At 67.6% G+C, this 19297-nt stretch carries 23 protein-coding genes, 1 tRNA gene and 2 pseudogenes; 17 read left to right on the top strand and 9 right to left on the bottom strand.

What is annotated here, in order from left to right; translation table 11 throughout:
- The first annotated feature begins 3 nt into the window (after positions 1–3).
- From ABD154_RS10180 to ABD154_RS10170, 3 genes are all read left to right on the top strand, one after another.
- Positions 4–1758 carry an acetyl/propionyl/methylcrotonyl-CoA carboxylase subunit alpha gene (locus ABD154_RS10180; protein ID WP_211978948.1) on the top strand — a complete coding sequence of 585 codons (1755 nt, stop codon included), beginning with the start codon at positions 4–6 and terminating at the stop codon, positions 1756–1758.
- Positions 1759–1900: 142 nt separating this feature from the next.
- Complete coding sequence (bcp, locus tag ABD154_RS10175; protein ID WP_198499273.1) at positions 1901–2377, top strand: thioredoxin-dependent thiol peroxidase; 477 nt, start codon at positions 1901–1903, stop codon at positions 2375–2377.
- Between the two features lie 49 nt (positions 2378–2426).
- Positions 2427–2508 (top strand) — tRNA-Leu (locus tag ABD154_RS10170).
- Between the two features lie 177 nt (positions 2509–2685).
- Here ABD154_RS10170 and ABD154_RS10165 read toward each other — a convergent pair.
- Positions 2686–2922: a WYL domain-containing protein gene (locus ABD154_RS10165; protein WP_211978947.1), complete on the bottom strand. Its 237-nt coding sequence runs from the start codon at positions 2920–2922 to the stop codon at positions 2686–2688.
- A gap of 69 nt (positions 2923–2991) precedes the next feature.
- Here ABD154_RS10165 and ABD154_RS10160 point away from each other — a divergent pair, with 69 nt between their 5' ends.
- The 6 genes from ABD154_RS10160 to ABD154_RS10135 all read left to right on the top strand — a co-directional run bounded on the left by ABD154_RS10160 (position 2992) and on the right by ABD154_RS10135 (position 5432).
- Complete coding sequence (locus ABD154_RS10160) at positions 2992–3327, top strand: ArsR/SmtB family transcription factor (RefSeq protein WP_211978946.1); 336 nt, start codon at positions 2992–2994, stop codon at positions 3325–3327.
- Positions 3320–3754: an SRPBCC family protein gene (locus tag ABD154_RS10155; protein ID WP_211978945.1), complete on the top strand. Its 435-nt coding sequence runs from the start codon at positions 3320–3322 to the stop codon at positions 3752–3754. Before ABD154_RS10160 ends, ABD154_RS10155 begins: the two co-directional genes overlap by 8 nt.
- Before the next feature lie 87 nt (positions 3755–3841).
- Complete coding sequence (locus tag ABD154_RS10150; protein WP_111437581.1) at positions 3842–4198, top strand: nuclear transport factor 2 family protein; 357 nt, start codon at positions 3842–3844, stop codon at positions 4196–4198.
- A gap of 49 nt (positions 4199–4247) precedes the next feature.
- Positions 4248–4595: a TfoX/Sxy family protein gene (locus tag ABD154_RS10145; RefSeq protein WP_211978944.1), complete on the top strand. Its 348-nt coding sequence runs from the start codon at positions 4248–4250 to the stop codon at positions 4593–4595.
- 61 nt (positions 4596–4656) lie between these two features.
- Positions 4657–5121 carry a GNAT family N-acetyltransferase gene (locus ABD154_RS10140; RefSeq protein ID WP_211978943.1) on the top strand — a complete coding sequence of 155 codons (465 nt, stop codon included), beginning with the start codon at positions 4657–4659 and terminating at the stop codon, positions 5119–5121.
- Positions 5118–5432 (top strand): hypothetical protein, encoded by a 315-nt coding sequence (locus ABD154_RS10135; protein ID WP_211978942.1) that lies wholly within the window; start codon positions 5118–5120, stop codon positions 5430–5432. Before ABD154_RS10140 ends, ABD154_RS10135 begins: the two co-directional genes overlap by 4 nt.
- Before the next feature lie 7 nt (positions 5433–5439).
- Here ABD154_RS10135 and ABD154_RS10130 read toward each other — a convergent pair whose 3' ends face one another.
- Positions 5440–5901, bottom strand: coding sequence for an ASCH domain-containing protein (locus ABD154_RS10130; RefSeq protein WP_211978941.1), 462 nt, complete (start codon positions 5899–5901; stop codon positions 5440–5442).
- Positions 5902–5932: 31 nt separating this feature from the next.
- Between ABD154_RS10130 and ABD154_RS10125 the strand changes: the two genes are divergently transcribed.
- Complete coding sequence (locus ABD154_RS10125; RefSeq protein ID WP_119296932.1) at positions 5933–6637, top strand: hypothetical protein; 705 nt, start codon at positions 5933–5935, stop codon at positions 6635–6637.
- 173 nt (positions 6638–6810) lie between these two features.
- Here the strand turns inward: ABD154_RS10125 and ABD154_RS10120 are convergent, their stop codons facing one another.
- Together ABD154_RS10120 and ABD154_RS10115 are read right to left on the bottom strand one after the other, a co-directional pair.
- Positions 6811–7395: a DMP19 family protein gene (locus ABD154_RS10120; RefSeq protein WP_211978940.1), complete on the bottom strand. Its 585-nt coding sequence runs from the start codon at positions 7393–7395 to the stop codon at positions 6811–6813.
- Between the two features lie 68 nt (positions 7396–7463).
- Positions 7464–8717: a class I SAM-dependent methyltransferase gene (locus ABD154_RS10115; protein WP_211978939.1), complete on the bottom strand. Its 1254-nt coding sequence runs from the start codon at positions 8715–8717 to the stop codon at positions 7464–7466.
- A gap of 111 nt (positions 8718–8828) precedes the next feature.
- On the opposite strand from ABD154_RS10115, the gene ABD154_RS10110 reads away from it, so the two are divergent.
- From ABD154_RS10110 to ABD154_RS10100, 3 genes and pseudogenes are all read left to right on the top strand, one after another.
- Positions 8829–9233, top strand: a complete 405-nt coding sequence (locus tag ABD154_RS10110; protein WP_211978938.1) for a universal stress protein — start codon at positions 8829–8831, stop codon at positions 9231–9233.
- Positions 9234–9567: 334 nt separating this feature from the next.
- The gene (locus ABD154_RS10105; protein ID WP_211978937.1) at positions 9568–10737 is read left to right on the top strand and encodes an RtcB family protein; all 1170 of its coding nucleotides are present in this window, start codon (positions 9568–9570) and stop codon (positions 10735–10737) included.
- A gap of 210 nt (positions 10738–10947) precedes the next feature.
- A pseudogene (locus ABD154_RS10100) lies at positions 10948–11073 on the top strand (universal stress protein); the annotation flags it as partial.
- On the opposite strand, the gene ABD154_RS10095 reads toward ABD154_RS10100, so the two are convergent.
- Positions 11051–11707, bottom strand: a complete 657-nt coding sequence (locus ABD154_RS10095) for a TetR family transcriptional regulator (RefSeq protein ID WP_211978936.1) — start codon at positions 11705–11707, stop codon at positions 11051–11053. The pseudogene ABD154_RS10100 and the gene ABD154_RS10095 overlap by 23 nt on opposite strands.
- A gap of 72 nt (positions 11708–11779) precedes the next feature.
- Here ABD154_RS10095 and ABD154_RS10090 point away from each other — a divergent pair, with 72 nt between their 5' ends.
- Both ABD154_RS10090 and ABD154_RS10085 read left to right on the top strand, forming a co-directional pair.
- On the top strand, positions 11780–12187 hold the full coding sequence (locus ABD154_RS10090) for a VOC family protein (RefSeq protein ID WP_211978935.1): 408 nt from the start codon (positions 11780–11782) through the stop codon (positions 12185–12187).
- Between the two features lie 96 nt (positions 12188–12283).
- Positions 12284–12508, top strand: a pseudogene (locus tag ABD154_RS10085) (RtcB family protein); the annotation flags it as partial.
- A 44-nt stretch (positions 12509–12552) separates the two neighbouring features.
- Here ABD154_RS10085 and ABD154_RS10080 read toward each other — a convergent pair.
- The 4 genes from ABD154_RS10080 to sucC form a co-directional block, all read right to left on the bottom strand.
- Positions 12553–13626, bottom strand: a complete 1074-nt coding sequence (locus ABD154_RS10080) for a threonine aldolase family protein (protein ID WP_344251188.1) — start codon at positions 13624–13626, stop codon at positions 12553–12555.
- Positions 13627–13780: 154 nt separating this feature from the next.
- Positions 13781–15172, bottom strand: a complete 1392-nt coding sequence (locus tag ABD154_RS10075; RefSeq protein ID WP_344251182.1) for a collagen binding domain-containing protein — start codon at positions 15170–15172, stop codon at positions 13781–13783.
- 602 nt (positions 15173–15774) lie between these two features.
- The gene (gene sucD, locus ABD154_RS10070; protein WP_344251181.1) at positions 15775–16677 is read right to left on the bottom strand and encodes a succinate--CoA ligase subunit alpha; all 903 of its coding nucleotides are present in this window, start codon (positions 16675–16677) and stop codon (positions 15775–15777) included.
- A 19-nt stretch (positions 16678–16696) separates the two neighbouring features.
- Positions 16697–17866, bottom strand: coding sequence for an ADP-forming succinate--CoA ligase subunit beta (gene sucC / locus ABD154_RS10065; protein WP_344251180.1), 1170 nt, complete (start codon positions 17864–17866; stop codon positions 16697–16699).
- A gap of 214 nt (positions 17867–18080) precedes the next feature.
- Here sucC and ABD154_RS10060 point away from each other — a divergent pair, with 214 nt between their 5' ends.
- Together ABD154_RS10060 and ABD154_RS10055 are read left to right on the top strand one after the other, a co-directional pair.
- Positions 18081–18575, top strand: a complete 495-nt coding sequence (locus tag ABD154_RS10060) for a MarR family winged helix-turn-helix transcriptional regulator (protein WP_137827097.1) — start codon at positions 18081–18083, stop codon at positions 18573–18575.
- 5 nt (positions 18576–18580) lie between these two features.
- Complete coding sequence (locus ABD154_RS10055; protein ID WP_198499294.1) at positions 18581–19294, top strand: GNAT family N-acetyltransferase; 714 nt, start codon at positions 18581–18583, stop codon at positions 19292–19294.
- The last annotated feature ends 3 nt before the right edge of the window (positions 19295–19297 follow it).

The following is a 19297-nucleotide window of genomic DNA, read 5'->3' as shown; positions in this document are numbered from 1 at the left end:
GCCATGTCGACCATCCTCATCGCCAACCGCGGCGAGATCGCCGTCCGCATCATCCGCGCGTGTGCCGAGAACGGGCACACCTCCGTCGCCGTCTATGCCGATCAGGACGCCACGGCCCTGCACGCACAGCTCGCCGATGTCGCCATCGGACTGCCCGGCACGACCGCCGCGGAGACCTACCTCAACATCACGGCCCTCATCTCCGCGGCCCAGGCCTCCGGGGCCGAGGCCGTCCACCCCGGCTACGGGTTCCTCTCCGAGAACGCCGAGTTCGCCGCCGCTGTCGAAGACGCGGGGCTGATCTGGATCGGGCCGAGTCCGGAGGCGATCACCGCGCTCGGGGACAAGGTCACCGCTCGGCAGCTCGCGCAGAAGGTCGGGGCACCGCTGGCCCCGGGCATCGACCGGCCGCTGACCGGCGCCGCCGAGGTCGAGGACTTCGCCCGCGAGGCCGGTCTGCCGATCATCATCAAGGCCGCACACGGCGGGGGCGGGCGCGGGATGAAGATCGTCCGCGATTTCGCCGAGGTGGCCGGGGCCTTCGAATCGGCGACCCGTGAGGCCGTCGAGGCGTTCGGTCGTCCCGAGTGCTTCGTCGAGAAGTTCCTCGAGCATCCGCGCCATGTCGAGGTCCAGGTCGTCGGCGACGGGCGGGGCACCGTCGTCGCCGTCGGTGACCGCGACTGCTCGGCGCAGCGGCGCAACCAGAAGCTCGTCGAGGAGGCCCCTGCGCCGAATCTCACCGCCGAGCAGCGGGACCGCCTGCAGCGCTCGGCGGAGGCGATCTGCGCCGAGGTCGACTATCGGGGCGCGGGCACCGTCGAGTTCCTCCTCGCCGCCGACGGCACGATGACGTTCCTCGAGGTCAACACCCGTCTCCAGGTCGAACATCCCGTCACCGAGGCGGTCACCGGGGTCGATCTCGTCACCGAGCAGTTCCGCATCGCCTTCGGTCAGGGGCTGTCGCTGACTGAGACGCCGGAGGTGCGGGGGCATGCGATCGAGCTGCGTCTCAACGCCGAGGATCCCGGTCGCGGGTTCCTTCCCACACCGGGGCGCATCGAGGCGCTCACCGTGCCCGGCGGGCCGGGAGTGCGCTGGGATACGGGAGTACGCGGCGGTGACACCGTGCAGCCGGCCTTCGATTCGCTCTTCGCCAAGCTCATCGTCCACGGCCCGGACCGGGCGACGGCGATCGCCCGGACGATCACTGCCGCGCGCGAGCTCACCGTCACCGGGCCCGCGACGGTGCTGCCGGCATCGCTCGCGATCCTCCGCCATCCTGCGTTCGCCGGCGATGTCATCGGCATCGACACGCAGTGGATCGAAGCGGAGCTGCTGCCCGAGTTCGGCCCGCAGGACCGGCCGGCGCCGGTCGCAGCCGAGGGCCTGACGCGGATGGACATCGAGATCGACGGGCGGATGACGACGATCGGTCTGCCCGAGTCACTGCTTGCGGCCCTCGGGTCGGTCGGAGGATCTGCGTCGGCGGGTGCGGACGCCGGATCTTCGCCTGATTCCGCGGGGAATGCGGACTCCAATGACGGGTCGGCTCCGGTCACGGCGCCGGTGCCGGGCAGCCTCGTCGACTTCCTCGTCGCCGATGGCGCCGAGGTGGCCGAAGGCGACGAGGTCGCCGTGCTCTCGGCGATGAAGATGGAGACCCGCGTGACCGCTCCGGCAGCGGGGACGCTGTCGCATATCGCGTCGGTCGGTGACACCGTCGCCGTCGGGGAGGCGATCGCCAGGGTCCGGTGACGGGCTGTCGATAGGGCCGGAACGGTGGGCTGGGGCGGTGCACCGCCTCGGCGATGGTCGTGTCCTGCCGCGTGAGGGTCGTGTCCGGCGTCGCGGCTAGAGTGGAGGGGCAGCAACGATCGGATGCAACAGAGGAGATTCCATGCCACGTCTGTCAGTCGGCGACACCGCCCCGGACTTCACGCTCGTCGATCAGAACGGGAAGTCGGTGAGCCTGTCCGACTTCAGGGGTCAGCGGGTCGTCGTCTACTTCTACCCCGCAGCGATGACGCCCGGCTGCACGACCGAGGCGTGTGACTTCCGGGATTCGCTCTCGGCGCTCAAGTCTGCCGGTCTCGTCGTCCTCGGCGTCTCCCCCGATTCGCCGGAGAAGCTCAAGAAGTTCGAGGAGAAGGAAGGGCTCACCTATGAGCTGCTCTCCGACCCGGACAAGGCGATGATGGACGAGTGGGGTGCCTTCGGCGAGAAGAAGAACTACGGCAAGGTCGTCCAGGGCGTCATCCGCTCGACTGTCGTCGTCGATGCCGAGGGCAAGGTCGAACTCGCACAGTACAACGTCAAGGCGACCGGGCACGTCGCGCGGCTGCGCAAGGCGCTCGGCATCGACGCCGCCGCCTGATTCCCGTTCCGCCGCGTGCCCGTGCCCTGCTAGGCTTGGTGCGGCCTGCGCGCGAGTGGCGGAATTGGCAGACGCGCTGGATTTAGGTTCCAGTGTCTTCGGACGTAGGGGTTCAAGTCCCCTCTCGCGCACGTGAGGTGAACGGCTCCCGACCACGGTCGGGGGCCGTTCGGCGTCTCGACCCGCCTGGCGAGTCCGAGTTTGCGCCAGTTGGAACCGAGATGGCCAGTTCCTGCACTGTCCATCTCAGACGCGACTGGCGCAAATCCGATCGTCGCGTGCGGGATTCCCGCCCGGCGGCCGCCCGGTCAGCTCTCGCCGGCCACTGCCCGGGCCGTCGGCGGCGGAGCTCCGACCGCGGCGACGGGGATGTCGGTCGCCGCTTCTGCTGTGAGGTGCGCAGTGACGATCTGGTCGAGGACGAACCACCGGATGGCCTCACGCTCCCGACAGTGCGCGACGAGAAACCACCGCCTCGGCGCATCCCCTTCCCCCTGCTCTGCCCCGCCTTGCCGGCGGCTCTCCGCTCCACCCAATTCACTCATATCCATAAGTACAAATGAATATTTGTGTTATGGTGAGGGTGTCAGCGCATCCGATCACCGAGGACGGACATGAGTGCCGAAGCCGAACCCGAGCTCGACCGGGCGCTGCGTGCGCTCGCCGACGGGAACCGCCGGGCGATCCTGCGCGCGGTCCGCTCGGCACCGAAGCCGGTGGGAACGATCGCCGAGGAGGTCGGACTCTCCCAGCAGACGACGTCGCATCACCTCGGTGTGCTGGCGAAAGCGGGACTGACCACCGGGACCCGGGAGGGCACGCGCCACCTCTTCGCCGTCGACACCGACGGACTGGCGGCGGTGCGGTCGTATCTCGACGATTTCTGGCCGACGAAGCTCGCCGCCCTCAAGACCGCCGTCGAGAGTCGGGAGAGGGGCGGCAATGGCTGAGTTCACGGACTCCGTCGACATCGCCGCCGCGCCGGAGACGGTGTTCTCCTACCTGACGACGAACGAGGGCATGACGGCGTGGATGGGCGAGTTCGCCGACCTCGACCCTCGCCGAGGCGGTCGGTTCGCTGTCGACATCGCCGGCCATCCGGTGCGCGGCGAGTTCATTGATCTCGATCCGCCCCACCGTGTCGTCGTCTCCTGGGGTTTCCCCGGGAGTGCGGATCTGCCGGTCGGTGCCTCGACCGTCGAGTTCCGGCTCACGGCAACCGACTCGGGCACCCGCGTCGACCTCATCCATTCGGACCTGCCCGAAGCCGAGGTGCCCGGCCACGCCCACGGCTGGGCGCACTTCCTGCCGCGGCTCGTCGTCGCCGGCGCCGGTGCCGTCAACGACCCCGACGATTGGCGGCCGCTGCCGGGTTGATGATCGCACGGTTCGCTCGCCGAGTCACTCACGTTCCACCGCACAGGATCCACCACTCAGGTTCCACCACTCGAAGAGGAGAGAACAATGGCAGAGAACACCGCAGCGGACGTCGTGCAGCAGTACCACGATGCATGGACGAACAACCGGATCGACGAGGCGATGGCCCTCGTCGCCGACGACATCGTCTGTCGGGCACCAGGTCAGGACATCACCGGCATCGAGGCCTACACCGAGTTCATCGGCGGTTTCGCTCCGATGCTCACCGGCGTCGAGGAGATCGGCGAATTCTCCGACGGGGACCGCATCGTTCGTCTCTACTATCCGCAGACCGCTGAGACCGGCACGACTCCGGCGGCCGAGCTCTTCACCGTGCGCGACGGCAAGATCACGGAGACCGTGCTCATGTTCGACCGCCTCTCCTACGGCCCTCCCCCTCAGTGATGCTGCGCCGGAGATCGTCGTTGCCGTCATCGCCGGGTGTGAGCCGATGATGACCCCGGAGCAGACGCGCCTCGTCGACCGTGTGCGCACCGCGCTCGCCGAGGAATCCGTCGTGCGCGAGGTCTCGATGTTCGGCGGTCGCTCGTTCATGGTCCGCGAGAAGCTCGCCGTGTGTGCGCTGAAGTCAGGTGCCCTGCTCGTCCGCGTCGATGCCGATCGGCACGCCGAGCTGCTTGACCGCCCCGGAGCCGCGCAGGCCGAGATGGGTGCCGGACGAACAATGGGGCCGGGCTGGATCGAGGTCGCGGCGGCGGCACTCGACAGCGAGGCCGACCTCACCTGCTGGGTCGACGTGGCGCTCGAGCACAATCGGGCGGTCACCGGAACACGCGGCTGATTCCGGCGCGGAGCTGGCCCGACTCTTCCTCATCGGGCAGGTTCGGTCCTACAGTGACCTCATGAGTGCGAATGCAGAGGTGACCGTCCGCCCGGTCGAATCAGCCGATGAGGCCCGCTGGCGCGAGCTCTTCCGCGACTACCGCGAGTTCTACCACCTCCCCGAATCCGAGGACGTCGTCGCTCGGGTCTGGGGCTGGGTGAGCGATCCGTCCCACGAGAGCGAGAGTCTTGTCGCCGAGGCGGACGGTCAGATCGTCGCGATCGCCGACTACCGTCGCTTCTCCCGGCCCTCGACCGGCACGATCGGGATCTGGCTCGACGATCTCTTCACTGCACCCGAGGCCCGCGGCACGGGGGCCGGGCGCGCTCTCATCGCCCGACTCCAGGACATCGCCGCTGCCGAAGGACGGTCCGTCGTCCGCTGGATCACCGCCGATGACAACACACAGGCCCAGGCCCTCTACGACAAGGTCGCAACGAAGACGCACTGGCTCACCTACGACGCAGCTCCCACCGCATCATGACCGGCGCTGCCTCGGCAGAGATCCTGCTCTGCTGCCTGATCTGGGCACGTGAGGGCCTGGCCGATGACATGCATGCCTACGAATCCGACGTCCTGACGCTCATCCCCGAGAACGGCGGCGAGATCCTCTCCCGAGCACTCTGCGACGGTGCGGACGGCCACCCCGACGAGGTGCAGTTCTACCGATTCGCCTCGCAGGACGCCCTCGACTCCTACCTCGCCGATCCCCGCCGCGGCGGGCAGGCAGCTGAACGTGAACGCGTCGTCGCCCGAACGGAGCTCTTTCCCGTCCGGTTCGCAACCAGCGCGTGAGGCTCGCCTAGTCAGCGGCGAACACGAGCCGAAACCGTTCGCACACGACCGGCATGTCGGGCCGAAACCCGGCCGGATGGGCAGCTTGGGCACGCCAGAAATCCTCGTGCACGGCTCTCCAGTGAGCCAACGAACGATCACCCTCGCCTTCGGCCCACGCATGCTCCGCGGTCACCTCGGCGAAGGGAAGGATCTCCACCGCCGAGGTGACGATGACAGCCCGCGGTCGGTCCCGGCCATCGAGGACGATGCTCGCATCTCCAGCTCGGGGAACGGGCTCTCCGTCGACATCGTAGTCATCGAGGGCCGAGGCGGTCGCCGTCTTGACGCCGGCGAGGACGAGCGCGAGCAGGTCGTCGGCCTGCGCGGGACCCGCACCGAAGGCCCACGCCGCGGGAACGGCCGGGGGCAGGGACGGCTCGGCTGCCCGCGCCGTGGCCCAGAAATCGGCAAGCCTCGTGTCGTCCATGGAGCGACCCTACCCCGGTAATGTTGCTCCCATGCTTGAGACAGACCTCCTGCGATTCGTCGGCGCCGCCGTCAGCCTCATCGGGCTCGGCCTCGTCATGGGCATCAGCCCGACGACGATCGCCGAGTCCCTGCGCGTCCTCACCGACGTCCCGCGGGCGAAGCGTGCGATGGGCTTCATGCTCCTCGGTCTCGTCATCGGCGCCACCGTCATCCTCCTCGCCCTCCAGGTCATCGACCCGCACACGCTCGAGACCCTCGTCAGCCGCGACGTCGAGAAGGTGCTCGTGCGCCGCGGCGTCGACCTCGCCGCGGGCGTCCTCTTCCTCATCGCCGGCATCATCATGGCCCTCCGACTGCGCCGTCCGCCGAAGCCGAAGAAGCCGCACAAGAAGCCCACCGGCAAACCGTGGGCGATGATCGTCATCGGCGTCTCGAACACCGTCATCAGCTTCAGCGACTTCGCGACGATGTACATCGTCGCCCGCATCGTCCGTGCCGTCAGCGAGGACATCGCCGTCCGCGGCGTCACCTTCCTCGTCTTCATCGCCGCGATGATCGCACCGTACGTGCTCCTCACCTGGGCGTGGAACCGCTTCCCCCGGATCTCCGACCGCATCTCCGGGTTCTTCGCCCGCCTCGCCGAGGCGGACCTGCGACCGTGGGCAACCGGCTTCACGCTGCTGGCCGGTCTCGTCTTCCTCGCCATGGGCATCTGGGGCGAGCCGAAGCTCTGAGCGGCCGTTCGTGGTCGCAGAACCGAGCCCGCGTCACCGATTCGGCTGTTCCGCCTCGGTGTCGTGACCGCAAACCGTGCGTGGAGAGAGCCAGACGGCGTCCCACTCAGGCAGCTGCCGCCAACCGCGAGCGCAGGCCGTCACGTCGTGCCGCTTCCGGCGGCCGCCACCGCTCAGTCGAAGATCGTCAGGTCACCGCGCCAGCGCGGGTAGTCGGCGGGCAGACCGGAGCCGGAGAACTCGATGCTCAGGGCGGTCTCGATGTCGGTCTCGCTGAGCACGTTGATCGTCGGCAGGTCGAGGAGGAATGCGGCGTTCGCGGCCTCGAGCGCGGTCGCCGCCTCGGCGGTGTCGAAGGCCGAGCGGAAGGCCTCGTCGTCGAGGTCCTCCTCGATCGCCCGGACGACGAGGTCGAGGTGCTCGCGCGCGCCGATGAGCTTGAGTCCCTGCAGCGCGAGCTCCCTGGCGGTGCGGGGCACGCGGTCGCGGTACCAGGCCCACCCGCGTTCGGTCACCGCGGCCCGGTAGAGGTCGACGTAGCTGCTGCGGACGGAGTCACGGGAGAGATCCTCGATCGTCCCCGCACGGTCGAGCGAGCGGGCGACGAGTTCGCGATTGCAGTCGACGACCTCGGCCGGCGTTCCGTCCAGCGCCGCCTTCGTCAGCAGCACGGGATGCGAGGTGTCGGTCGTGCACTCGAGGATGTCGTCGACCTCGGTGTATTCGATGCGGTCGTAGGCCACGCTGTCGTCATTCATGCCCCGACGGTAGGCCTGCCACGTGAACAGCAGGTGACATGGACCACAATGCCGCTTGAGAGGACCGGTCAGTCGGCCGCCCGGCTGATGACGACCGTGAACTTCGCGGTGCGCGCCAGCTGCTCGCTCGGACCGATGAGCGACTCGAGCCGGTCTCGGTAGCGCAGATGCGAGTTGAAGACCGTGACCACCCGTCCTCCGGGCCGCAGGTGCGCGGCTGCGGTGCGGATGAGCTCGCCCGCCGTGTCCGTCTCGATCGTCGTGCCGTGGTGGAACGGCGGATTGAGGAGGATGAGGTCGAACTCCCCGGTGAGAGCATCGACGTCGGTGGCATCGGCGAGGATCGTCGCGACGTCGGATCCGTTGGCCGCTGCCGTCTCCTGCGCCGAGGCGACCGCCGCCCGGGAGATGTCGACGCCGACTCCCGTACCCGCCCCCGTCACGCGCAGTGCGGCGGTGAGCAGCCACCCGTTGCCGACGCCGAGGTCGAGAACGGAGGCCGGACGCGTCAGGGCGGCAGGCCCATCCGGGGCAGCGACCGCCTCGGCGAGGGCGGTGAGCAGCAGCGTCGACCCCTCATCGGCCTTCGTCCCGGAGAAGCACGCCCCGTGGGCGCTGACCTCGAGCGGGCCGGTCTCGGTCGTCTCGATCGTGCCGCGGCGCGGGAAGGCCGTCAGCGACGGCGTCGACAGCGGACGGCTGCCGATGATGAGGCGGTGCTTCCCGATGCCCGGGGAGACGTCGACCCGCCCGAACCCGCGCGCGAGCTCCTTGTTCACCGCCCGGCTCATGACGTCGCTGCGGCCGATGACGATGAGCGTCGACACGAGCGGCTGGAGCACGGCGACGACCTCGGCGAGCGCGCTCGTCGCCTTCGGCGCGTTGACGACCGCCCACACCTCAGGCTCCTCGTCGGCCTCGGACGAGTGTGCGGCGTCCACCTCGGCGAGCCGCGCGGACACGTATTCTCCCAGGTCAGCGACCGCCTCGGCGCTGGGAGCCGCAGCCGCCACGGCTCCCGCCTCATCGAGACGGTCGTTGAAGGTCGCGACGGGAGCGAACTCGGTGAGCACGCGCGCCTGCAGGCCGTGCGGATCGTCGACGACGATGATCCGGGCAGGGGCGTCGGCGGGCGAGACGTGCGTGCCGTCGGTCGTCCGACCGGAGACGTCGAGGGACCCGCCGCGGCGACCGATAACGTAGTCGGCGAGCAGCCTGGCCTGCGGCAGACCGGGGGTCTGCGCGGTCAGCGGCAGACGGGCGAGGATCTCGTCGCGGGTGCGCAGAGCCTGGGAATCGGGGGCGAGGAGGGAGCCGGGCATCCGCTCAGTCTAGTGCGGCGAGGTCACGGCCGCGCTGACGCCGCCGCTGCCAGGGTGAGATGTGCTACTAATTGAGGGAGCTCGAGTCCCCACACGCATCCAGGAGTGAACATGACCATCCTCGTCGGCTATTCCCCCTCGCCCGAAGGCAAGGCTGCGGTCGCATTCGGCATCGAACAGGCCCGCGCGTTCGACGACACCGTCATCGTGCTCAACGCCGGCATCGGTGAGACTCCCGACGAGCGGGGCGTGGCGACGAACGCCGACATGGATGAGCTCAAGACGACCCTGCGCGACTCGGAGGTCTCCCATGAGATCCTCCAGTTCCTCCGCGGCAACGACCCCGTCGAAGAGCTCCTGGCGCTGGCCGAGGCGACCGACGACACCCGCATGATCGTCATCGGCTCCCGCCGCCGCTCGCCTGTCGGCAAGCTCATCATGGGCTCGACGGCGCAGCGGATCATCCTCGAGGCCGAGGTGCCCGTCGTCTCCGTCAAGGCGCAGAGCTCCCGGTGACAGCCATGGACACGACTCCTGCAGTCGTGTATGGTCGGACTTCTGCGCCGCCTCGGTGCAGATGACACCCACCGCCGCGCCACCTCGGCGCGGCGGAGACACGAAGGATGACACTGATGGCCACTCTCGCCCTCAAGCGTGAGCAGAAGGGATCGACGCACGTCGAATCCCGCCGTCAGCCGACCCTTCGGTCGCGCGACATCTGACTCCGACGTCAGACTGCCCCGCACCGATCACCGGTCCGGGGCTTTCCTCTTCTCGCAGCTGTGTCCTCCTTGGCCTCTGCGGTGGTGATCGTCCCGGACATCACCACTGAAAATGCAAGGAAGGAACAATGGAGAAACTCGACAGACGGCTCATCTCCTGGGCCTCTCTCCTCGATGAGAGGACCCGGGAGCAGGCGCACCAGACGGCGCGCATGCCGTTCATCTACCCGCACCTCGCACTCATGCCCGATGCCCACCTGGGCAAGGGCGCGACCGTGGGGTCGGTCATCCCGACGCTCGGCGCGATCATCCCGGCCGCCGTCGGCGTCGACATCGGCTGCGGCATGATCGCGGTGCGCACCCAGTTCACCCGGTCAGAGCTCGCGGCACGCGACCTCACAGCGCTGCGGGAGGCGATCGAGCGCGCCGTGCCGACCTCTGCCGGTGCCTACAACCGGAAGATCGTCGCCACCGCGGCCCCGCGCATCACCGAACTCGAGGAGCTCGCGGAGAAAGCGGACTTCGACCCCGCCTCCTACGCCGGGCACTGGCGCCACCAGCTGGGGTCCCTGGGATCGGGCAATCACTTCATCGAGGTCTCCGTCGACGAGACCGACCGGGTGTGGATGTTCCTCCACTCCGGCTCCCGGGGCATCGGGAACAAGATCGCAACTCACCACATCAAGGTCGCCGCGAGGCTCAACCGGCAGTGGTGGATCGATCTGCCCGACCCCGATCTCGCCTACCTCGTCGAAGGCACCCCTGAGTTCACCGCCTACATCAGGCAGCTGAAGTGGGCCCAGCACTTCGCGCTGCTCAACCGCGAGGAGATGATGGATCGGGTGGCCAGGCAGCTGTCCGAGACGATGGGCGAGCCCGTCGTCGAGGCGGAGCGGATCAACTGCCACCACAACTTCACGCAGTCCGAGGAGCACTTCGGCAAACGGGTGTGGGTGTCGAGGAAGGGTGCGATCGAGGCCGACGCCGGGCGGCTCGGGCTCATCCCCGGCTCCATGGGCACGGCCTCCTACGTCGTTGTCGGCAAGGGCGACCCGGTGTCACTCAACTCCTCCCCGCACGGCGCCGGTCGGCAGTTCTCCCGGAGTGCTGCGCGGAAGACGTTCACGCAGGAGCAGCTGCGGGAGGCGATGGTCGGCATCGAGTACCGCGACACGGATGCCTTCATCGATGAGATCCCGCAGGCGTACAAGCCGATCGACCAGGTGATGGCCGATGCGGGCCCGCTCGTCGAGGTCCGGCACACCCTGCGTCAGCTCGTCAACGTCAAGGGCGACTGAGAGCGCCGAGGCGGGGCCTGCGCACTGTGACATATGTGCAGGCACCGCCACGGCGGTTGGGGTCAGCCCGCTTCCCGGGCCTCAGATCACGCGTCGCCGTCGGCGGCACCTGACTGCGCGAAGGACTGCCGATACTGGGACGGGCTCGTGCCCACCGCCCGTCGGAAGTGCTCACGCAGCTGGGTGGCCGAGGCGAACGACGACAACCGCATGATCGTCATCGGCTCGCGCCGCCGCTCCCCCGTCGGCAAGCTCATCACGGACTCGACGGCGCAGCGGATCATCCTCGAGGCCGAGGTGCCCGTCGTCTCCGTCAGGGCCGACGGGAAGAAGTAGATCTCTGCTCAGCCGTGGGGCTGGTGCCCGTCTCGTCGCCTGAGGAAACAGTCGTCGCAGGAGTGACAGCCGCCAGCAGACGATCGAGGGCAGCGTGCGAGTGCTCTCTGGCCTTGTCGGCATTGCTGTGCTGTGCGATCCAGAGTGCGGCCTCGTTCATCGCACCCGAAAGTTGAGCGGCCACTGCTTCAAGGAGGTCCTCATCGAGTCCGACCTCGCGAAGCGCTTCACGCAGGTGCCTGACTGAGTTCACATCATCCAGGCGACGCCATTCCTCCCACCCGAGAACCGAAGGCGCATCCACAAGGAGAATGCGCACCGCCGGCCCGGCGGTGATCGCATCGATGAACGCGTGCGATCCTGCGACCAGCTGCGCTCCGGGATCGGACCCCGCGGAGTCAGCCGCCTCGACCACAGCAATTGCGATTCTCGCTTGAAGCTTGGCAGCGACCGCCTGGAACACGCCAACCTTGTTCCGAAAATGGTGATAGACGGCCCCACGGGTGACGCCGGCGGTCTGGGCGACATCGCTCAACGAAACATCGGAGAAGCCACGCAGGGAGAACAGTTCTTCCGCGATATCAAGGATCTGCTGCGCGGTTCTCGCAGCGTCGGCTGCGGAAGCTCGAGGCATGGGGTTCCTTTACGTACATTGAGTATGTATTCTCGTGATATTACATACTCATTGTACGTAAAGGAGAGTCCAATGTCTGCGACCAGTTTCTACCCCGTGCTCATGTCCGATGATGTCGCCGCTGCCGTGGCCTTCTATCGCGACGAGCTCAGTTTCGAGATCACATACGAGTCGGATTGGTACACCAGTCTGCGTCTGGGCACGTTCGAACTGGCGATCCTTGCCCACGACCACGAGACCATTCCCGAGGGATATCGGACAACGCCACGAGGCGTGATCGTGAATCTCGAGGTCGACAATGTCGACGAGGTCTATGACCGCATGATTCGGGACGCCGAGAACGATCCGATTCTCACCCTGCGCGACGAGGCTTTCGGACAACGCCACTTCATCGTCGCAGCTCCTGATGGCGTTCTCCTCGACGTCATCCAGCCGATCCCGCCAAGCGCTGAGTTCGCGGCAGCATACTCGACGAACTGAGATGGGCCGCCGGAGAAGGATCGCGGCCTTTCAGAAGGCCGATCACCCGCCATGCTCGTCTGTAGCGTCAAGGCAGATCGCTCCCAGTGACATCGCTCCCCGCACGGCGCCGGTCGGCAGTTCTCCCGGAGCGCTGCGCGCAAGACGTTCAACCAGGAGCAGCTGCGGGAGGCGATGGTCGGCATCGAGTACCGCGACACGGATGCCTTCATCGATGAGATCCCGCAGGCGTACAAGCCGATCGACCAGGTGATGGCCGATGCGGGCCCGCTCGTCGAGGTTCGGCACACCCTGCGTCAGCTCGTCAACGTCAAGGGCGACCGAGAGCGCCGAGGCGGTTCGCCGTCGTCCGGACGAGGACCAGCTCACTCCCCGACGATCGCTGAGACGAGGGCGTCGACGTCCTCGGGCGTCGTGTCGAAGGCGCACATGAGGCGGACGACGTTCGGCTGCAGCGGCCAGTCGGCGAAGGCGAAGCGCTGCCGGGTGCGGGCGGCCACCTCGGCGGGCATGCGAACGAACACGACGTTCGCCTCCACCGCTTGGACGACGGAGAGCCCGGGCACACGGTTGTCGGCGGCCGCCTCGGCGAGTCGATCAGCAAGGTGCACGGCCATGTCGTTGGCACGGTTCGCCGAGGTGCGCCACAGCTCGCCGTCGTAGAGGGCGCCCAGCTGGGCGGACAGGAAGCGCATCTTCGACGACAGCTGCAGGTTCATCTTCCGCAGGAACCGCATCCCCTGCCCGATCTCCGGGTTGAGGACGACGACCGCCTCGGCGCCGAGGAGGCCGTTCTTCGTCCCGCCCAGGCTGAGGATGTCGACGCCGACGTCGGTGGTGAGCTCGCCGAGGCCGGTGCCGAGGAACGCTGCCGCATTGCCGAGGCGGGAGCCGTCGATGTGGAGGATCATGCCCTGGTCGTGGGCCGCCTCGGCGATCGCGCGGATCTCGTCTTGCGTGTACGTCGTGCCCCACTCCGTCGACTGCGCAATGCTCACGGCCAACGGTTGGGCGTTGTGCTCGCTGCCGCGGCCGATGACGGCGTCGGCGATGATGTCCGGAGTGAGCTTGCCGTCGACGGTCGGGGCGCCGATGATCTTCAGCCCGCCGACCTTCTCGGGGGCGCCCGTCTCGTCGTAGTTGATGTGGGCGCTGACCGCGGTGATGACGGCCGCCCACCGCGGCAGCGCGGACTGCAGTGCGAGCACGTTGGCGCCGGTGCCGTTGAACACGGGGAACGCCTGCGCGCCGGGACCGAAGTGCCCGCGCATGACCTCGTGGAAGTGCGCCGTCCACGGATCACCGCCGTAGGCCGGGGTGTGACCGACGTTCGCCTCGACCAGCGCCGCCATCACCTCGGGATGGGCGCCGGCCCAGTTGTCGGATCCGAAGTTGCGCGGGTGATCGGCGGGATCGGAGCTGACCACGGGCGCGGTGATGGAGGTGGGGTTCTTCTGTGCATTAGCGGATGCAGATGAGGTCGTGGCGTCATTGTTCACCCGCTCAGCGTATCGCTGACTGCACGCAGACAGCGAAGAGGGAGCGACCGCGGTCGCTCCCTCTTCATTCCCCCTCAGATGGTGCTCGGCTGGATCAGCTGTCTGCGCTGATCTTCCGACGCCGGACGAGTGCCATCGTCACGAGACCGGCCACGAGCAGGGCTGCGCCTGCGGCCAGCGTGCCGATGCTGTCGACACCGGTCCGGGGCAGGTCGCCACCGGGGCCGGGAGCCGTCGGCTTGTCGGACGGGGTGTCGCCCGGTCCGGGAGCCGTCGGGGTCTCGGTCGGAGTTTCCGTCGGGGTATCCGTCGGAGTCTCGGTGGGAGTTTCCGTCGGAGTCTCAGTCGGGGTCTCGGTCGGGGTCTCGGTCGGAGTTTCCGTCGGGGTCTCCGTGGGAGTTTCCGTCGGAGTTTCCGTCGGGGTCTCCGTGGGAGTTTCCGTCGGAGTTTCCGTCGGGGTCTCCGTGGGAGTTTCCGTCGGAGTTTCCGTCGGGGTCTCCGTGGGAGTTTCCGTCGGAGTGGGCTGCTCTTCGTCACCGTCGCCGGTGCCGCCGCCGCCCTGACGCACGACCTCGCCCTTCTTGATCACGGTCTCTTCGCCCTCGATCTCGAACCGCGCCGAGTTCGTGTACGAGTCGGACTTGCCGCCGTCGGTGACGGTCGTGCGGTAGATGACGGCGTAGACCCAGCCCTCTTCCGAGGTGAAGTTCACGGTCGCGCCATCGTCAGAGACGGTGTAGAAGTCCTGGGGCTTCGGTCCCCAGCCCACGGGCTGGCCGTTCTCGTTGAACGTGTTCGTGCCCGACAGACGGGTCTCGCCCGGGATCAGCTCGATGTTCTCGCCGCCGAGGTCGGTGACGGTGACCTTCTGGCCGCCCTTCATGCCGCCGGCAGGCGACTTGATGTTGACGTGCCACTGGATGTAGTTCTCGTCGTAGTTGTAGTTGCCCCACTTGTACGAGTCCTGTCCCTTCCACTCGCAGTCGCCGACGCACGGGCCATCGGGCGGAGTGACGGTCACGGTGTCCGAGACGTCGCCGAAGTCGTAGGTGACTTCCTTGGTCTCGGTGGTCTCGGTCTGCACCGAAACCCAGAAGTAGAAGGTGCCCTGGATGTTGAGCGGGTTCGCGTTGAGATAGTCCGAGTCGAGATCGCAGTAGAGCTGCGTCTCGGTCACGGTGCACTGTCCCATGGTCACGCCATCGGGATCCTTGAGTTCGAAGGAATCAGTGCGTCCCTGGAGCTCGTCGGGAAGATCGACGACGAAGCCGGCGGGCGTCTGAGGATTGTCGGGAAGGCTCCACGTGCCGTCGATGCGAGCAGTCGACCCGCTCTTGATCGACTCCTCGTGGAACTTCAGCGAATCGATGTTCGCGTTCGTCTGATATGGCGGTGCTGCCACAGCGGGGATCGCAATCAGCGCGGTTGCCACGAGGGCAAGCATCGCGAGGATTGCGGCAGCTGCGCGAGATGTCGCAGTTGTCATGTGATTCCTTTGTGTTGGTCGACGCAGACCGGCACCGATGGTGCAATCCGGGAGGGGGACCGGGGTCAGCGTCGAACGGGGACTGAGCTTCCAAGGTAACAACTTGGATACGATCTCCACAAATCATGCGAGTTTCCCGGGTGTGGCGGATCGCGATGCTCACGCGCGCCCGAAGTCGACCCCAACGTGGAGCTGCACAGACAACCCGTGCACACGGTGGATTCGGAGCTCCGGGTGCCTCTCGGCGAGCTACGGGTTGTGCATGACGCTGCGGGTGCGGAATGACGCTGAGGGTTGTGCGGGGCGCCGGGCGCGCACGGGACCGTCGACCGCCTCGGCGACGGATGCGCACAAGACTCGGCGACCGCCTCGGCGCAGCGTGCGCACGGAACCGGCGATTACGTCGGTGCAGAGTGCGCACGGGACCGGCGACCGCCTCGGCGAGGGTCGGCCCGGACAGCACGAAGCCCGCCTCCGGGTCAGCGGAGGCGGGCTTCGGACTGATCACCGCGGTGCGCACTGAGCGCACGCAGTGCGCACGTGGTGCACCGCGGCAGCGCCTGATGCCGCGGACGAACGGTCAGCGCATCAGGCGCGCAGGCTCACTTGGCGTTGAGGAGTTCGCGCATGAGCTCGGCGGTCTCGGTCGGGGTCTTGCCGACCTTGACGCCTGCGGCTTCGAGCGCTTCCTTCTTCGCCTGGGCGGTGCCCGAGGAGCCGGAGACGATGGCGCCGGCGTGGCCCATGGTCTTGCCCTCGGGAGCGGTGAAGCCGGCGACGTAGCCGACGACCGGCTTCGTCACGTTCTCCTTGATGTAGGCTGCGGCCCGCTCCTCGGCGTCGCCGCCGATCTCGCCGATCATGACGATCGCCTCGGTCTCCGGATCGGCCTCGAACGCCTCGAGGGCGTCGATGTGCGTGGTGCCGATGACGGGGTCACCGCCGATGCCGATCGCGGTCGAGAAGCCGAGGTCGCGCAGTTCGTACATCATCTGGTAGGTCAGCGTGCCGGACTTCGAGACGAGTCCGAGCTTGCCCTTCTTCGTGATGTTCGCCGGGATGATGCCGGCCAGGGTCTGCTCGGGCGAGATGATGCCCGGGCAGTTGGGGCCGATGATCCGGGTCGCGTTGCCGGCCTTCTGGGCGCGGGCCCAGACCTCGGCGGAATCCTGGACCGGGATGCCCTCGGTGATGATGACGAGCAGGCCGATGCCGGCGTCGATCGCCTCGATCGCCGCGTCCTTCGAGAAGGCGGGCGGGACGAAGGCCACGGACACGTCGGCGCCGGTCTTCTCCATCGCCTCGGCGACGGAGGCGAAGACGGGAAGCTCGATGTCGTCGCCGTTCTTGTCGACGTGCTTGACGGTGGTGCCGGCCTTGCGGGCGTTGACGCCGCCGACGACGTTCGACCCGGCTGCGAGCATGCGGGCGGTGTGCTTCGTGCCCTCGCCGCCGGTGATGCCCTGGACGATGATCTTCGAATCGGAATTCAGGAAGATAGACATGGGTGTGAGAGACCTTTCCTTACTTGGCGGCTGCCAGTTCGGCGGCCTTGTCGGCTCCACCGTCCATGGTGTCGACCTGGGTGACGAGCGGGTGAGCGGCCTCGGCGAGGATCGCCCGGCCCTCTTCGACGTTGTTGCCGTCGAGGCGGACGACGAGCGGCTTGGTCGCCTGATCGCCGAGGATCTCCAGGGCCTTGACGATGCCGCGGGCCACCTCGTCACAGGCGGTGATGCCGCCGAAGACGTTGACGAACACGGCCTTGACCTGGTCGTCGCCGAGGATGACGTCGAGTCCGTTGGCCATGACCTCGGCCGAGGCGCCGCCGCCGATGTCGAGGAAGTTCGCGGGCTTGACCTTGTCGTGCTTCTCACCGGCGTAGGCGACGACGTCGAGCGTCGACATCACGAGGCCTGCGCCGTTGCCGATGATTCCGACCTCACCGTCGAGCTTGACGTAGTTGAGGTCGAGTTCCTTGGCCTTGAGCTCGAGCGGGTCCTCGGCGTCGATGTCGCGCAGCTCTTCGTGGTCGGGGTGACGGACGTCCGCGTTCTCGTCGAGCGAGACCTTGCCGTCGAGGGCGAGGATGTCGCCGGCACCGGTCTTGACGAGCGGGTTGACCTCGACGAGCGTGGCGTCCTCCTTCTCGAAGACGGTCCACAGGGAGGTGAGCACGGGGGCGACCTTCGCCGCGGTCTCGGCGTCGAAGCCGGCCGCCTCGGCGATCTCCTTGGCCTTGGCATCGTCGATGCCGTCGATGGCGTTGACGGGGATCTTCGCAAGCGCTTCGGGGCGTTCGACCGCGAGCTGCTCGATCTCCATGCCGCCTTCCTTCGAGCACATGGCGAGGTAGGTGCGGTTGGAGCGATCGAGGAGAACGGAGAAGTAGTACTCTTCGGCGATGTCCGCACCTTCGGCGATCATCACCTTCTTCGTGATGTGGCCCTTGATGTCGAGACCGAGGATCTCTTTCGCACGTGCTTCGGCCTCGTCCGGATTCTTCGCGACCTTGACGCCGCCGGCCTTGCCGCGGCCGCCGATCTTCACCTGCGACTTGACGACGACCACGCCGCCGCCGAGCTCTTCAGCTGCCTTCTTCGCTTCTTCTGGTGTCGTGGCGACCTGAGCCTTGAGCACGGGCACTCCGTGCTTCTCGAACAGGTCACGCGCTTGATACTCGAAAAGATCCACGTGTCTTCCTTCGTTTCGTCTGCAGGGATTTTCCACCCAGCATTCGTACGGGGTCGTTTGGCCCCGCAAGAGCGTTGACGGATGCAACAACCACGCACCACTTTATTCCCAACAGCACCCGAGCATCCAAACACGCAGGCCGCGAACGTAACGAATATCTCGTCAAAAAGTATCTTGGTCGTCAAGATTCTTGATCTGGACGTAAAATCGGATCATGGATGAGGTGGATCGGATCGTCGCCGCGTGGCGACACGAACGTCCTGACCTCGATGTCTCCCCCATGGAGATCCTCTCCCGCGTGAGCCGGCTGTCGCGCCAGCTCGACCGCGCACGGAAGTCGAGCTTCTCCGACTACGGCATCGAGAGCTGGGCCTTCGACGTGCTCTCGGCCCTGCGCCGCTCCGGCGAGCCCTACCAGCTCTCCCCCTCGACGCTCCTGCAGGAGACGCTCGTGACGAGCGGGACCATGACCAACCGCATCGACCGCCTCGTCACCGCCGGCTGGGTCGAGCGCCTGCCCGATCCCGACGATCGCCGCGGGGTGCTCGTGCGCCTCACCGAGGCGGGGCGGGCGACCGTCGACTCCGCCCTCGCCGATCTCCTCGTCAAGGAGCGCGACATCCTCGCCGGGCTCACCCCGGCCGGCCGGCGCAAACTCGCCTCCCTGCTCCGGGAGCTCTCGACCGGCTTCGACGGCGACGAGGACTGAGAACGATGACCGATCCCTCTTCTGACGCCGAGGCGACCGCCGCCTCCCTGCAGAACTGGACTCCAGTCGCGCCGCCTCGGCGGGAGACGATCGTCGGGACGTCCGTCGATCTCGTGCCGCTCGATCCCGCCCGGCACGGCGACGCCCTCTTCGCGGCGGCGATCGCCCCCGGCGCCGAGGAGCGCTTCGCCTACCTGCCCGAGCATCCGCCGCGCGATCGGGCGGAATTCGGCGCCTGGCTCGACACGGCTGCCGCCTCGGCCGATCCCCTATTCTTCGCCGTCGTCGACCGCGCGACCGGCCGTGCCGAGGGTCGTCAGGCCCTCATGCGCGTCGACACCGCCAACGGCGTCATCGAGATCGGCAACATCCTCTGGGGTCCGGCGATCGCCCGCACCCGTGCGGCCACCGAGGCGTTCTTCCTCACCGCCGATGCCGTGTTCGCGGCCGGGTACCGCCGGTTCGAATGGAAGTGCAACAACGCCAACGCACCGTCGAAGCGGGCGGCCGCCCGGTTCGGCTTCACCTTCGAGGGCGTCTTCCGCCAGCACCTCATCGTCAAGGGACGCAACCGCGACACCGCATGGTTCTCGATCCTCGACTCCGAGTGGCCCCAATTGCGCGAGGCGTTCGTCGCCTGGCTGGCTCCCGACAATTTCGATGAGACGGGCACTCAGCGTCGCCGGCTCGAGGATGTCAGGTCCGGCCGGCAGCGCTGATCG

The organism is Brevibacterium sanguinis (genome assembly GCF_039528855.1).
Taxonomy (GTDB): Bacteria; Actinomycetota; Actinomycetes; order Actinomycetales; family Brevibacteriaceae; genus Brevibacterium; species Brevibacterium sanguinis.
This window is presented reverse-complemented; position numbering and strand designations above follow the sequence as displayed.

Bases quoted from the DNA above. Each gene is read 5' to 3' on its own strand.
- ABD154_RS10180 (WP_211978948.1), top strand. From the start codon at position 4: ATGTCGACCATCCTCATCGCCAACCGCGGCGAGATCGCCGTCCGCATC.
- bcp (WP_198499273.1), top strand. From the start codon at position 1,901: ATGCCACGTCTGTCAGTCGGCGACACCGCCCCGGACTTCACGCTCGTC.
- ABD154_RS10165 (WP_211978947.1), bottom strand. From the start codon at position 2,922: ATGAGTGAATTGGGTGGAGCGGAGAGCCGCCGGCAAGGCGGGGCAGAG.
- ABD154_RS10160 (WP_211978946.1), top strand. From the start codon at position 2,992: ATGAGTGCCGAAGCCGAACCCGAGCTCGACCGGGCGCTGCGTGCGCTC.
- ABD154_RS10155 (WP_211978945.1), top strand. From the start codon at position 3,320: ATGGCTGAGTTCACGGACTCCGTCGACATCGCCGCCGCGCCGGAGACG.
- ABD154_RS10150 (WP_111437581.1), top strand. From the start codon at position 3,842: ATGGCAGAGAACACCGCAGCGGACGTCGTGCAGCAGTACCACGATGCA.
- ABD154_RS10145 (WP_211978944.1), top strand. From the start codon at position 4,248: ATGACCCCGGAGCAGACGCGCCTCGTCGACCGTGTGCGCACCGCGCTC.
- ABD154_RS10140 (WP_211978943.1), top strand. From the start codon at position 4,657: ATGAGTGCGAATGCAGAGGTGACCGTCCGCCCGGTCGAATCAGCCGAT.
- ABD154_RS10135 (WP_211978942.1), top strand. From the start codon at position 5,118: ATGACCGGCGCTGCCTCGGCAGAGATCCTGCTCTGCTGCCTGATCTGG.
- ABD154_RS10130 (WP_211978941.1), bottom strand. From the start codon at position 5,901: ATGGACGACACGAGGCTTGCCGATTTCTGGGCCACGGCGCGGGCAGCC.
- ABD154_RS10125 (WP_119296932.1), top strand. From the start codon at position 5,933: ATGCTTGAGACAGACCTCCTGCGATTCGTCGGCGCCGCCGTCAGCCTC.
- ABD154_RS10120 (WP_211978940.1), bottom strand. From the start codon at position 7,395: ATGAATGACGACAGCGTGGCCTACGACCGCATCGAATACACCGAGGTC.
- ABD154_RS10115 (WP_211978939.1), bottom strand. From the start codon at position 8,717: ATGCCCGGCTCCCTCCTCGCCCCCGATTCCCAGGCTCTGCGCACCCGC.
- ABD154_RS10110 (WP_211978938.1), top strand. From the start codon at position 8,829: ATGACCATCCTCGTCGGCTATTCCCCCTCGCCCGAAGGCAAGGCTGCG.
- ABD154_RS10105 (WP_211978937.1), top strand. From the start codon at position 9,568: ATGGAGAAACTCGACAGACGGCTCATCTCCTGGGCCTCTCTCCTCGAT.
- ABD154_RS10095 (WP_211978936.1), bottom strand. From the start codon at position 11,707: ATGCCTCGAGCTTCCGCAGCCGACGCTGCGAGAACCGCGCAGCAGATC.
- ABD154_RS10090 (WP_211978935.1), top strand. From the start codon at position 11,780: ATGTCTGCGACCAGTTTCTACCCCGTGCTCATGTCCGATGATGTCGCC.
- ABD154_RS10075 (WP_344251182.1), bottom strand. From the start codon at position 15,172: ATGACAACTGCGACATCTCGCGCAGCTGCCGCAATCCTCGCGATGCTT.
- sucD (WP_344251181.1), bottom strand. From the start codon at position 16,677: ATGTCTATCTTCCTGAATTCCGATTCGAAGATCATCGTCCAGGGCATC.
- ABD154_RS10060 (WP_137827097.1), top strand. From the start codon at position 18,081: ATGGATGAGGTGGATCGGATCGTCGCCGCGTGGCGACACGAACGTCCT.
- ABD154_RS10055 (WP_198499294.1), top strand. From the start codon at position 18,581: ATGACCGATCCCTCTTCTGACGCCGAGGCGACCGCCGCCTCCCTGCAG.